The sequence below is a fragment of the Microseira sp. BLCC-F43 genome (genome assembly GCF_041929235.1).
Taxonomy (GTDB): domain Bacteria; phylum Cyanobacteriota; class Cyanobacteriia; order Cyanobacteriales; family Aerosakkonemataceae; genus Microseira.
On sequence record NZ_JBHFNP010000044.1, the window covers coordinates 1 to 12517 of the forward strand.

General features: G+C 47.4%; 11 protein-coding genes. 7 read left to right on the forward strand and 4 right to left on the reverse strand.

Annotation, left to right across the window (positions count from 1 at the left end; all coding sequences use genetic code 11):
* Positions 1-183 precede the first annotated feature (183 nt).
* Positions 184-2310, reverse strand: a complete 2127-nt coding sequence (locus tag ACE1CM_RS08305) for an NAD(P)/FAD-dependent oxidoreductase (protein WP_374876938.1) — start codon at positions 2308-2310, stop codon at positions 184-186.
* A gap of 152 nt (positions 2311-2462) precedes the next feature.
* On the opposite strand from ACE1CM_RS08305, the gene ACE1CM_RS08310 reads away from it, so the two are divergent.
* Positions 2463-2696 carry a hypothetical protein gene (locus tag ACE1CM_RS08310; protein ID WP_374876939.1) on the forward strand — a complete coding sequence of 78 codons (234 nt, stop codon included), beginning with the start codon at positions 2463-2465 and terminating at the stop codon, positions 2694-2696.
* 595 nt (positions 2697-3291) lie between these two features.
* Here the strand turns inward: ACE1CM_RS08310 and ACE1CM_RS08315 are convergent.
* Positions 3292-4155 (reverse strand): hypothetical protein, encoded by an 864-nt coding sequence (locus tag ACE1CM_RS08315; protein ID WP_374876940.1) that lies wholly within the window; start codon positions 4153-4155, stop codon positions 3292-3294.
* A 224-nt stretch (positions 4156-4379) separates the two neighbouring features.
* Here ACE1CM_RS08315 and ACE1CM_RS08320 point away from each other — a divergent pair, with 224 nt between their 5' ends.
* Entirely contained in the window at positions 4380-4931 is a 552-nt protein-coding gene (locus ACE1CM_RS08320) for a Uma2 family endonuclease (RefSeq protein WP_374876941.1), read from the forward strand.
* Here the strand turns inward: ACE1CM_RS08320 and hemW are convergent.
* The gene (gene hemW, locus ACE1CM_RS08325; RefSeq protein ID WP_374876942.1) at positions 4928-6220 is read right to left on the reverse strand and encodes a radical SAM family heme chaperone HemW; all 1293 of its coding nucleotides are present in this window, start codon (positions 6218-6220) and stop codon (positions 4928-4930) included. The two genes, ACE1CM_RS08320 and hemW, sit on opposite strands and share 4 nt — an antisense overlap.
* 742 nt (positions 6221-6962) lie before the next feature.
* On the opposite strand from hemW, the gene ACE1CM_RS08330 reads away from it, so the two are divergent.
* A complete protein-coding gene (locus ACE1CM_RS08330) occupies positions 6963-8048 on the forward strand; it encodes a PIN/TRAM domain-containing protein (protein ID WP_374876943.1) in 1086 nt (361 codons plus the stop codon).
* 65 nt (positions 8049-8113) lie between these two features.
* Here ACE1CM_RS08330 and ACE1CM_RS08335 read toward each other — a convergent pair whose 3' ends face one another.
* A complete protein-coding gene (locus ACE1CM_RS08335) occupies positions 8114-9361 on the reverse strand; it encodes a VWA domain-containing protein (protein WP_374876944.1) in 1248 nt (415 codons plus the stop codon).
* A 206-nt stretch (positions 9362-9567) separates the two neighbouring features.
* Between ACE1CM_RS08335 and ACE1CM_RS08340 the strand changes: the two genes are divergently transcribed.
* The 4 genes from ACE1CM_RS08340 (at position 9568) to ACE1CM_RS08355 (ending at position 12277) form a co-directional block, all read left to right on the forward strand.
* Positions 9568-10254, forward strand: coding sequence for an ATP-dependent Clp protease proteolytic subunit (locus ACE1CM_RS08340; RefSeq protein ID WP_374876945.1), 687 nt, complete (start codon positions 9568-9570; stop codon positions 10252-10254).
* A 22-nt stretch (positions 10255-10276) separates the two neighbouring features.
* Positions 10277-10945, forward strand: a complete 669-nt coding sequence (locus ACE1CM_RS08345; RefSeq protein ID WP_374876946.1) for an ATP-dependent Clp protease proteolytic subunit — start codon at positions 10277-10279, stop codon at positions 10943-10945.
* Between the two features lie 51 nt (positions 10946-10996).
* Complete coding sequence (locus ACE1CM_RS08350) at positions 10997-11587, forward strand: ATP-dependent Clp protease proteolytic subunit (protein ID WP_374876947.1); 591 nt, start codon at positions 10997-10999, stop codon at positions 11585-11587.
* A gap of 72 nt (positions 11588-11659) precedes the next feature.
* The gene (locus ACE1CM_RS08355; RefSeq protein ID WP_374876948.1) at positions 11660-12277 is read left to right on the forward strand and encodes a DnaJ domain-containing protein; all 618 of its coding nucleotides are present in this window, start codon (positions 11660-11662) and stop codon (positions 12275-12277) included.
* The last annotated feature ends 240 nt before the right edge of the window (positions 12278-12517 follow it).

Genomic DNA, 12517 nt, shown 5'->3' on the forward strand with positions numbered 1-12517 from the left:
TGCTAGCCGCCCCAGGGGGGAAGCGGAAATACCTGGAAAGCCTCCCCAGGGGGGAAGCGGAAATAATTGGAAAGCCTCCCCAGGGGGGAAGCGGAAATAATTGGAAAGCCTCCCGCCCAGGGCAGGGGGGAATCTGAAAGCCCCCCTTGGCAAGGGGGGTTGGGGGGGATCGATCCGGATGCCCTATGCCCGCTGTTCACCAGCCCACCTCCCAGGCGGCACTAGAGCGTTTTGTGCTTTGCGCCCTACACCAGTGGTATAAGCATAACTAAGCGCCAGCAGCCACAACCAGAAAGAAGGAAATCGGGGTTCTAAAATTGGCTGTAGGCGTCGCAGCAAAGTAGGGAACCAACCTGCCAACAACCAGCCGATTAAAGCACTGATGGTAAAGTCTAGATAGCTGCCTACCCAGCGCAGGAAATCTTTTGCCCCAGCAAGTTCCCAAATCCAAACTATTAACGCCGGGTTGATTCTGGCTGCTTTAAGTGCGAGTCTGTTAAAAGTTAGCCAGTTGGTTCTGTCTTTAATAAAAGTTTCCGCCACGGGAATCGGTTCGGCTGCCAAAATACCAAAAAAGGTATTGAGCATCGAGTTAATTCGCTGGGGCGGCAAAAAGCGTCCGGTGGGAACCATCATGCCTTTAGAAAATAGCCAGGTGACCGAAATATTGCTTTGATAGGCGCGAATTTGGTTCAAGTGTTTGGCGGAAAGCAAATCGTATTTCAGCGCCGTATCCAACAGTTCGGTTAAGCGTCCGAGATTGCGAACTAAAGAGCCAAATCCGGTAAAAACAAGCGGAGATTGCAGCGAGGCGGCGTCGCCGATGGCGATGAGACGGTCGAAGGCGACGGTGCGATCGCTACTCCCCACGCTAAAATGTCCGGGAATATACCCAAACGTCGCCTTTCGCCACACCAGCTGATCCATATCGCACCGCCGATACTCTGGCAAAATCTCGAAAAAGTCTTCGTACATCTCCAACAACGAACCAGGATTATCTGGATTTACTTCGTGGTAGTGAAATAAATAAATCGTCAGCGCATCATCTTCTGCGGGAAATAACTCCCAAATCAACTGTCGTCCCCGGGAAATATCCCCGTGACTGTAAAGAACATCGCCGTACTTGGAATCCCACACCCCCGGATCAAATCCTTTTTCAATTACCGCTCCTACCGTCGGACAAACGCTGTCAAAAGCTCTACCTCCATTTAATTGCCACGCAATCGGCGATGCGGTTCCCATTGCATCTACTAACAGCCGTCCTTTGGCAATTCGCTCGGATTGACTGGGTAAATGTTTAGCTTGAACGACTATCCCATCTTGCCCTACATCCGCGCGCACAAATTCCGTCTCGTCCCAAATTTCACCCCCGGCTGCGGTTAGTTTTTGTCCGCACAATCGCAGCAGTTTTTCTGCATCCAAACCCACATTTAGTACGGTTGGAGTATGCAAAACAGGCGCTTTCAGGTGGGGCGGATTGTTCGCATCAAAAAATTTACTAAACCCGTCTACATATTCCCTGGCAATAATGCTTTCAAACTCAGCCGGGGTAAATAAACCCAAATCGATAACGTTTTGAAACTCTTCGCGGGAAATATTCCATTCCCGATTCATTCTGCCAAAAGGCAACCGTTCCAGCAGCAGCACCCGATAACCCAGCCGCGCCATCACCGCCGCGTGAATTACCCCTAACGCACCACCTACATAAATTAGGTCATAATCATATGAACCTCTGACTTCTTTTTCTTTCCCCGCGTCCCCGCATCCCCACGTCCCCGCGTCCCTTACAGTCTCCCCTGCCTTAAAAATAACTTGCTTCGGCTGCTGCGGATTGCGGACACTATTGCGCCAGCGTTGCTCCCACCAGTAGACGCGGGTTAGATCGTACTCGCCATTGGGCATTTTCTCAAAATAACGAACCGTCTGCGGATAATGGGGCGCCAGTGCTGCAAAAATCGACTGTTTCGACAAATCGATTGCGGGGGGTTCCGGATATTGATGGGGAAACTGGGTGCGGATTTGGGCCTTCAGGCTTTGGAGAATCTGGCTTTGTTTCGGGACTTTTGCGCCAGTGCGAAACACCTTCAGATAGGTGGTTCGCTGCACCGACCAAACAAAAGCGGATAGTTCGGCTGCGAATGATGTTTCCGGAATCGTTGTTGCTTCTGATGTAGGTTTGGGAACCCTAAGCAGAAAGCCATCGCGGGTAACGATCTTTTCTCCGCAGCCTGGGTTAAAGCTTTGTTGTAACCAAGCGCGAACTGCTCCTGTATCCGGGGTGGGAACTTCTAAATAAAGGATTTCTTCCATTGTGCCGCTCTCTATCGGGATTAACTTAACCAAAAAGGAGGAATTGACAAACGCTCAAAGTACGGTAAAATTCCGGTTACTTAAGGTTCTCTTAAAAAACTTTACAAGATTCTCATTTTTCTTCAGATCCTCGCTCCTCTGACTCACTCGCCATGAATTATCCCATTCCAGCCAGCCCACAAGAAGTTGCCGCCTTGCGGCAGAAGCCGGTAGACGAAGAATTGGTCGCCGCAGCGATCGCGGGGGTGATTAAGATTTCCCGCTCTCAAGGCAAATCCTTAGAACAGTTAACCGCTGAAGTCCTCGCCGATGACAGACTGTTGGATATCCAACAACGGCGTTGGCTTAAGGATGTGGTTACCCAAGCTTGGGAAAGTTTAGCTTAGTTTAGTTACGTTTCGTTGCAATTCTTGCTCAGAATTTCGGTCTTGAGGCTCACGACTGATAAATTATGCCTTTGCACTGATTGCGTCACAAGAATCGGCAAATTATTCGACTCTGGCAGCAAAAGGGTGACGCTAGACTCCTGCCCCTACTCTCAGCAATTCGAGTTGGAGGTTTGCTAGCAGCTGCCTTAGCCCTGTGGGGGTTCGCACAAATTGCAGATGAAGTATTAGAAACAGGACTTAAGCAAATCACCAAAGTTTCTCCGAAAAATCGTTGGTGAGGCAACCAGAGATTGACTCAGAAAAGAAACCGGGTTTCTCCGAAAAATCGTTGGTTTGGCAACCAGAGATTGACTCAGAAACTTTGGTGATTTGCTCGTAGTGCGTAAGTCCTGAGAAAATCAAACTCAGAAAATCGACCAGGCAATTTTGCTGACGCTCTTGGGTCTGCATACGCCGCTGCTCGAGCGAGTGATGCAAGCGATTACGTTTCTTGTGTAAGTCCTGTGATTAATTTGTCCATTAGGAGGGACAAGGAGGACAATCCATGCCCCATACCCTATACCGAGAATTTGTTCTGGCGCTTTTGGATCTGCTACTTGGTTTCTACTGGATAAAACTCCTTTGTATCTTCCGAGTATTCCCAAGCAATTCCCTCTGGATCTCTGCTCTTGCTCCACTCCGGAAAATCCGAATCGTATCTGCGTTTATAAACGGTGCTGGAATGAACTCCCAGTCGGTTCGCAAGTTCGATTTGAATCAGGGAGCCAAAAGCCATCAGTTTTTTGGGGGATTTTTCTGCTACTAATGGTTCGGGTTCCTCCTCATCGTGGAATTCAGTCGGCTGCTGTTCTGGCGGCGGTGCTTCAGTTTGCGCCTCTGTTGGCGTATCAGCTTCAGCCGTTAAGGGTTCGGGTTCCCTGGCGACAGTTTCTCCTGGCGCTGCGACTGGCATTTGCTCAGAAGTTGTTGATGGTTCCGGTTCCCTGGCGACAGTTTCTCCCGGCGCTGCGACTGGCATTTGCTCAGAAGTTGTTGATGGTGCCATCGCAATTTCTTTGGGTGTTTCGCTGCCATCAAGCAGGCTGTTTAGGGTGCTGCCGGTTGTAAAATAATACACCTTTCCCTTATCTTCGTACTCAATAGCACGGATACCGAATTCCTTAGCTTTGGCATCCAAGAACCGCTTTGCTGCCGTTCCGGAGATGTTGGCCTTCATGGCTAAGTCCAGTGCTGTCAGGCATCCTTGGTTTGCTTGGATTAGCTGGTGGAAAATTGGGTTAAGTTGCAGGCTCCACTTTAGCCATTGGTAGCGCTGCCAAACATTCAAAGCACCGCCTAGCAAAACTAGCACCAGTAGTAGAGGCCAAGCCGTGAACAAGAGAACGATCGCAAGCGCAAAGGGGATAATGAGAATCAGAACGCCACTGGCGCTATCATCGATTACTTTTCCAGCCATGTCTTTTGCTGCAAATTTACTTCATGGCAAATCATCCTTAATTTTGGCAAAAATTGGGATCGCTAGTTTGCCGTCTCGGCAAATTTGCCAAATCTTGCCTTCGGGGGTGCTTTAATCCGGGTTGTTTACCTTCACCTCCCGGCGTTGGCATCCCAGCCGTTGTTGTGCTTGACTTTGTAGCTCTAAAATGTGAAATCAGAAGCCCGACTCCAAAAGCGATCGCCATGACCGTAACTGTAGCCAAATGGAAGGTAGACGAGTATCACCGCATGATTGCGGCGGGGATCTTGGACGCGAGGCGTGTGGAACTACTGAAGGGAGAAATTGTAGAGATGTCACCAGAAGGGGAACCCCACGCCTATTTCAGTAGTGAAGCAGGAGAATATCTGATTCGATTATTGGGCGATCGCGCCACGATTCGCTTAAGTAAGCCGATTACTCTTGCCTTAGACTCCGAACCTGAGCCTGATATTGCTATTGTCCAACGGTTGGGGCGTGAATATCTAGAGCATCACCCTTATCCTCAAAATATTTTCTGGCTGATTGAATACTCAGATTCCAGCTTAGACAAGGATTTGGAGATAAAAAGTAAAGTCTATGCTGAAGCCAAAATTCCTGAATATTGGGTGGTCAACCTCAAAAACAGACAGCTAGTAGTATTTCGAGAACCCCAAAATGGGGAGTACGCTTCCAAGTCTACGCTCACTGGGGGAACAATTTATCCATTAGCATTTCCAGATGTGGCTATATCGGTAAATTCGATTGTCAGCAGTTAGGAACCCCTATAAGCTGTCGAAGAGATCGCCCTACAGGTTGTCTCCAGTTGCTCAAATAAAGCTGCCAAAATTGTATTAGAAAATAAGAAGCCTTCTGGGTCTGTTAACTTCAATCGCCCAGATGTCGGTAAGTTATTTAATTCACATTCTTCATTTAAAATTTCGACCCAACCTTGCTGATAATAGGGCTGCAAACAATTCCAAATTTCCTTTAACGTCGCTTCTCCAAATTGCTGCAATAAATTAGATAATTCCAAACCTTCTGCTAGACGCAATCCCAGCATCAAAGTTTCTAACAAAATATCATTTGCCGATAATTCTGAATCATCTATCTCGCAACCCGATTCTACCCATTTATAATACTCCTGCCTTGTACGAGGTCGGGTAAATCTTTTTCCCTCAACGTAACTCGCCGCACCCATACCAAACCCATAATAGGGGCGATTTTCCCAGTAAACTCGATTGTGGCGACATTGATGTCCGGATTGGGCATAGTTGGAAATTTCATAATGTTCGTAACCGGCATTTGTCAGTATTTGTTGCGCCATTTTATACATGTGTACGGTAATTTCGTCGCTGGGTAATGGTTTGACACCTGGTTGATATTGTCGCGCAAAAGCCGTCACTGGCTCGACAATTAAGTCGTAAACTGAGACGTGAGTGGGTGCTATTCCTACTACTGTTTCTAACGACTCCTGCCACTGTTGTAAAGTTTGATACGGCAGTCCAGAAATCAAGTCGATGCTAAATTCGGGAAACGCGACTTGACGGATTAACTCAACGGCGGCGAAGATGTCGGCGACGGTATGCGATCGCCCGCTAATTTTGAGCAATTCATCCTGAAACGCTTGGACGCCCAAACTAATTCGATTTACCCCAGCATTTCCATATCCTTGTAGCTGAATTAAATCAAAGGTTCTGGGGTCTATTTCCATTGAAATCTCGGCATCAGATGCCATCCCAAATTGCTTTTCTACGACTGACAGGATGCGATTTAACTGTTTCACTGATAGTAGGGAAGGCGTGCCACCCCCAAAGAAAACTGTCTTGAGAGATTCTCCTAATTTTGGCGTTGCTTCTATTTCTTTACATAACCACTCTACATACTGAGAAATTGTGCCGGATTTCTCGCCACTGAGTTTATCTCCCACTACAGATATCGCAAAATCGCAGTAATAGCACCGCCGCCGACAGAAGGGAATGTGGATATAGGCTGAAGTCGGTTTATTTAGAGATGCTGCCTCTTTTTTTACCGTCTTTAATTGCTGGATACTGAGGATTGCTGACATTTTATCCGAAATACAGTTTGTGTGTTTGAAGTAATTTATACTAATATTTAAGTAAAAATAAGCAGAAGTTGTTCCGGAAACCGGCGACAGGAGTCTCGACGGGGAGGGCGGGGGAATGGTGAGAGAGCGAGCCCTCGGTTTGTAGTAGGCGCTTGAGCGCGCTTCGGCAAATCCCAGTCAGGCTTTCCCCTACTTGTACCAAAAAACCTTCGTTTAGGCTACCCTGCATCAAAAAACCAGGACTTACGCAAGGGCGTTGCCAGAAAACCGGTTTCGACCGTCGTTCGCGAAGCGTCGGGTATGCATATCTCTGGTTGCCAAACCAACGATTTAAGGACTTACGCAGGCGGGGTGAAAAACAAAGGTGATGCGTCAATCTCGCTGGTGTAAACCCCCGATTTTTCCGATAAACCGGGTTTTTTTGCGTAAGTCCTGGATTTTTCGGAGAAACCGGGAATATGGGCGTAAGTCCTGAAAACCTGACTCAATCAGCCTTTGAGCAGATTTATCAGTTTTACCTATTTGTATTTTGATTAACACTTGTAAATTTAATCAACGGAGCAAGGGAAAATTGTACCAATGTGTAGAGATGTTTACGGTTTTCCGCAATTAATGTGAAACAAAGGACGCAAAGAACCGAAGATATAATATAAAAGTGGAAAATCAAACGGTTGCGTTTGATTTTAATCGGTTCTTAATGATTCCAACAAAATGGAAATTAAATCCCAATTAGCTGAAGACAATGCTTGACGCAATCATAATTATTTTATTCATCCTAGCAGCAGCAGGGATCGGGTTCCACGGGGTTGATTTGCTACCTTCTGGCGCACTGACGCAAGTGACGAATCTAGAAGGTTTACGCTGGGTAAACGCCGGTTTTGGAACCATACTGGGCATTGCCCTTGGTTTAAGCGCCCAGACAACTTACCGGCGCATCGAACGGCAAGTCCGCGAAATGCCTGTAGAAGTCCTGATCACCCGTTCTATCGGGTTGGTGATCGGGCTGTTGGTGGCAAACTTGATGCTGGCGCCGATTTCTTTACTGCCGATTCCGGCGCAAGTTGCCTTTATTAAGCCAGTAGTAGCAGTTTTAGCCAGCGTCACCTTCGGGTTTACTGGCGTAACTTTAGCCGATACTCACGGGCGAGCCTTTTTGCGGCTGATTAATCCCAACTCTGTGGAAAGCCTGTTAGTGGCAGAAGGTACGCTAAAGCCAGCAGCAACGAAGGTTTTAGATACCAGCTGCATTATCGACGGACGCATTGAAGAACTGCTCGATACCGGGTTTATCGAAGGTCAAATTCTGGTACCCCAGTTCGTGCTGCGGGAATTACAGCAAGTCGCCGATGCCGCTAACGATCAAAAGCGAGTCCGGGGACGTCGGGGACTGGATATTCTTAACCGGATGAAGACGGATCACCCAGAGCGCATTGTCATCCACTCGGCGGACTACGACGATATTCCCACGGTGGATGCCAAGCTGGTACGTTTGGCGCAGGAAATCAACGGTACTCTGCTGACCAACGACTTCAACTTAAGTAAAGTTGCCAGCGTGCAGCGAGTACCCGTCTTGAATATTAACGACCTAGCGCAAGCGCTTCGTCCTTCTTATCTACCTGGTGACAGCTTGGATCTGAAGATTATTAAAGAAGGCAAAGAACCCAGTCAGGGCATCGGCTATCTGGATGACGGGACCCTAGTTGTGGTCGAAGAAGGAAGTCGGTACGTGGGGAGCGAACTACGAGTAATCGTCACCTCGGCCTTACAAACATCTGCTGGGCGGATGATTTTTGCCCGCCTCCAGGCATTTGAAGGCATGAAGGTGTAATTGCATCGGTTATAAGGTCATAGTTTATTTGACCAATTACCAATTAGCAATTAGCAATTAGCAATTCAAGAATCGCTCTGTAACACGGTTTTAGAAACGATGCGGGTTTTCTTGCGATCGCTGTCTGAAAGTTCTTGCCCTTCTTGCAATCTAGTAGCACTGGTTTGCAGGACGGTGGCGGCGTTTTTATCTCCCATTTGTAGTGCTGTTTTTGCCGCAGTTTGCAGCATCGTAGCAGCACCGACGCGATCGCCTTGTTGTAATTTTGTCTCGGCTAACTGTGTTTGTCGGTATTTCGCCAACGCCAATATAGACTTTTGTACCTGTGGGTTGAAGACTGGTTGGTAATTTGGCACGAAGTTCGCCTCTACCGGAATCAATTCGGAAAGCAATCCTGTCCGATCGACTCCTGGGTCATCGTAGCGGATTTGCAATCTGGCAATGGTTTGTTTTCCTTCTGGCATCTGACCAATATAAAGGTTAGCCAAGACAACCCGCTCTAAATCGGTCATTAAGTCTCCCAGTCGCACGAGGAACCGATCCCCCTCCTTTTGTACTGGTAGTTCGATGGTATCGGGTGCTACTTGGGCAATCGGTTTGAGTTCTGCTAGCCGCACTTGGGGCATGAGTTCCAATAACAGGTAAGAATTAGTTAATCCCACCGACTGGATGCGGTTGAACAGCTTACCAAACTCGTCGAGTACTTGTTCCGGTTTGGCGATGTGAGAGAGAGTGCCGCCACCGGCATCGGCAATGCGTTCTAAAATATCTTGGTTCCAGCGATCGCCGAATCCCAAGGTGTTCACCGTCAGATTATAGCTGGCAGCAAGTTCGGCTAATTTCAGGCAGCGGTTGTTGTCGCCGTGTTCGTTTTCGCCGTCGGTTAATAAAAATGCCTGGGAAATCGCTTCGCGCTTACCCTTCGCCATTTCTTCAATTCCCAGCTTCAACCCTTCATCGATGGCGGTTCCCCCGTCTGCCTTTAGCAGAGCGATTTGGCGTTTAATAGTGGCTGGATTATCAATAACTTGATTAGAGACTAAAACTTTAGCGCGGTGATCGAAGACTACCACAGACAAGCGATCGCCCTGTGAAAGTCGCTCTACTAAGCGTCCGGCGGCTTGTTTTACCGTTTCTAAGGGACGCCCGGCCATCGAGCCAGAATGATCCAAGATTAAGCATAAATTCAGCGGCACATTGCGACTTGGTGCATCTGCGATCGCTCGAATTGACATCGAAAGCTGACGCTGGCTCGATGTCTGATGGGCATCAATATTAACATCATTCAATACTGGATTTAACCCGACTTTCATACCCCAAACTCCAACAATCAGTAATATAGGCTACCTCAAGGCGCGATTGGGACTTTTCGCAACCTACCATTAGCTTAGGCCAATCAAGAAGGATAATAGAACAAGCATAGGTGTTGGGAGCCGTACCGCGTCTGCCTTTATGTATACCCCGCCAGCGCGTTACTATGATTTAAAGAAAGATAGAGCCATTGTTTTGGAACGCGCATATGGACTCACCGATTAAGGCTGTTCAAGCTCCCTACTACGGAGATGCATCTTTTCGCACACCCCCCCCAGATCTACCGTCCTTAATGTTGAAGGAACGGATTGTTTATCTGGGAACTCCCCTGGTTTCCCCTGACGAATACAAGCGTCAAATGGGAGTAGATGTCACCAAGCTCATTATTGCCCAATTGCTCTATCTGCAATTTGACAATCCAGAAAAGCCGATTTTGTTCTACATCAACTCGACGGGTACGTCTTGGTATACCGGAGATGCGATCGGTTATGAAACAGAAGCCTTTGCGATCTGCGACACGATCAACTATATCAAGACACCCGTGCATACAATCTGTATTGGTCAGGCAATGGGAACCGCAGCCATGATTTTATCAGCGGGAACCAAAGGTTGTCGAGCCTGTTTGCCTCACGCGACGATTGTGTTAAACCAACCTCGGAGTGGCACGCGGGGTCAAGCAACGGATATCCAAATTTACGCTAAAGAAGTCTTGGCAAACAAGGCAGCTATCCTGGAAATTTTCTCCAAAAATACCGGGCAGCCAGCCGAAAAAATCGCCAAAGACACCGAACGGATGTTATACATGACACCCCAGGAAGCAAAAGAATACGGACTGATCGATCGCATCCTCGATAGCAAGAAAGATCTGCCCATACCGATGCCCACCTTCGCCTAAGTTAGAGCAAAACTTTATCCCTATGCCCGTCAACTCAGCACTTCGGGTTCCCTACAACATTCCTGGTAGTCAATACTGGCAGTGGGTTAATATTTATACTCGCTTGAGCCAGGAGCGAATTGTGTTTTTGAACCAGCCACTGACTATCGATGTGGCGAATTCGCTGATCACCGCCTTGTTGTATTTGGACTCAGACGACCAAACCAAACCGATCTACCTTTATATCAATTCGGTGGGCGATCCTGTTCTAGCGGGGATGACGAATGAAGCCCTGGGCATGATGTCAATAACCGCTGGTTTGGCAATTTACGATTCGATGCAGCAAATTAAATCAGAAGTCGTCACCATTTGTTTGGGTCAAGCTGTCGGTATGGCAGCCGTTATCCTATCATCTGGCAGCAAAGGAAAGCGAGTCAGTTTGCCTCATTCATCGATTGCTCTTACCCAGTTTCGCAGCAGAATGCGCGGTCAAGCAACGGATATTCAAATCAACGCTAAAGAAGTGTTGGCGAAAAAAGCCGTCGTCCTGGAAATTATGGCGCAAAATACGGGGCAGTCAGTCGAGAAAATCGCTCATGACACCGAACGCTTTTTCTATCTCAATCCCCAAGAAGCTAAAGAATATGGACTGATCGATCGCGTCCTCGAAAGCACGAAAGATCTGCCTAACCCAGTTCCAGCCTTGGGTTAATTCAGGCGTCGAACTGTTGAAATCAAAATCAAATTAGCCCCCTACAATCCTATGCCTATTGGTATTCCAAAAGTTCCCTATCGCCTTCCCGGTGGTTCCTACGAACAATGGATCGATCTCGAAGATCGTCTATTTCGGGAGCGGATTATTTTCTTGACAGAAGAAGTGGATGATGGCATTGCCAATTCGATCGTTGCTTACTTGCTGTATTTAGATTCCGACGATCAAACAAAGCCGATTTATCTGTATATCAATTCTCCCGGCGGATCGGTCACCGCAGGCATGGCAATTTACGACACCATGCAGTACATCAAATCAGAGGTGATCACGATTTGTATGGGTTTAGCAGCCTCGATGGGGTCTTTCCTATTGATGGCTGGAACCAAAGGAAAGCGGATGGCTTTACCTCACTCGCGGATTATGATTCACCAACCTTCCGGCGGTACGCGAGGTCAAGCAACGGATATTCAGATTGAAGCGCAAGAAATTCTGCGGATTCGCCGTCAGTTGAATGAAATTTACGCTCAACGGACGGGTCAACCTTTGGAAAAGATCGAGCGAGATATGGATCGAGACTTTTTCTTGTCGGCGCATGAGGCTAAGGAATATGGCTTGATCGATAAAGTGATCGAGGAAAGGTAGAAAATTTTGGATTTTGGATTTTAGATTTTGTATTAAATCTAAAATCTAAAATCTAAAATCTAAAATCAGAACATGAATCTGGCAGATTGTTACCGATTGTTAGAATTAAATACCGGCGCGTCAATTGCTGAAATTAAAGCTTCTTATCGGCGATTGGCGCGCAGGTATCATCCTGATGTTAACCCGACCGATAGGCAAGCGAAGGAAAAGTTTATTGCGATTACTGAGGCTTACGAAATTCTGCTAGCGATCGCACCCCAAGTAGAAATCCCCAAAGAAAAGCCTCCCGCAACGCCTTCTAAAGCCTCTGAATGGTCGCCCCAGCCGCCGCCAAAGGTAACAGTAACAACTCGCAAGGAAAAGCCAGTCACGCCAGAACCTCCGTTATCGGAAACGGATAAACAACTCAAGTGGCAATCTTACGATCAATTGCAACTGCTGCTGAAAGCGCAAAAATTTCCCCGTGCGATCGCTTTAATTGAAGGACTCGCCCAACGCCTACCCCATGACGTAGAAGTGCGTCAGTGGCAAGCTATTACTTATCAACGCTGGGGGCGCTATCTAGTCAGTCAGGGAGATTTAGATAAAGCCAGAATTTATCTGAAAAAAGCTTTGAAAACAGACCCCCATAATAAATCCCTCTGGTATGAAGTCAAACGAGACTTCGACCGGATGGAATATTTGTATTAATTGAATGTCGGCAGAAGTGCCTACCTAAAAACAATCACAAAAAGCTAACTTTTTAGGAAGATATAGCGGATTGGTTTCTTAGTGAGGTACAGCCCTTCGGCTTCGTTTGTGTAGCTACCTAAAAACAATCACAAAAAGCTAACTTTTTAGGAAGATACAGCGGATTGGTTTCTTAGTGAGGTACAGCCCTTCGGCTTCGTTTGTGTAGCGGCACCCAAAAAGGTGCCCCAACACAAACCA

What these genes read in the sequence shown, in the direction of transcription:
- ACE1CM_RS08305 (WP_374876938.1), bottom strand. Translation starts at nt 2,310, where the DNA reads ATGGAAGAAATCCTTTATTTAGAAGTTCCCACCCCGGATACAGGAGCA.
- ACE1CM_RS08310 (WP_374876939.1), top strand. Translation starts at nt 2,463, where the DNA reads ATGAATTATCCCATTCCAGCCAGCCCACAAGAAGTTGCCGCCTTGCGG.
- ACE1CM_RS08315 (WP_374876940.1), bottom strand. Translation starts at nt 4,155, where the DNA reads ATGGCTGGAAAAGTAATCGATGATAGCGCCAGTGGCGTTCTGATTCTC.
- ACE1CM_RS08320 (WP_374876941.1), top strand. Translation starts at nt 4,380, where the DNA reads ATGACCGTAACTGTAGCCAAATGGAAGGTAGACGAGTATCACCGCATG.
- hemW (WP_374876942.1), bottom strand. Translation starts at nt 6,220, where the DNA reads ATGTCAGCAATCCTCAGTATCCAGCAATTAAAGACGGTAAAAAAAGAG.
- ACE1CM_RS08330 (WP_374876943.1), top strand. Translation starts at nt 6,963, where the DNA reads ATGCTTGACGCAATCATAATTATTTTATTCATCCTAGCAGCAGCAGGG.
- ACE1CM_RS08335 (WP_374876944.1), bottom strand. Translation starts at nt 9,361, where the DNA reads ATGAAAGTCGGGTTAAATCCAGTATTGAATGATGTTAATATTGATGCC.
- ACE1CM_RS08340 (WP_374876945.1), top strand. Translation starts at nt 9,568, where the DNA reads ATGGACTCACCGATTAAGGCTGTTCAAGCTCCCTACTACGGAGATGCA.
- ACE1CM_RS08345 (WP_374876946.1), top strand. Translation starts at nt 10,277, where the DNA reads ATGCCCGTCAACTCAGCACTTCGGGTTCCCTACAACATTCCTGGTAGT.
- ACE1CM_RS08350 (WP_374876947.1), top strand. Translation starts at nt 10,997, where the DNA reads ATGCCTATTGGTATTCCAAAAGTTCCCTATCGCCTTCCCGGTGGTTCC.
- ACE1CM_RS08355 (WP_374876948.1), top strand. Translation starts at nt 11,660, where the DNA reads ATGAATCTGGCAGATTGTTACCGATTGTTAGAATTAAATACCGGCGCG.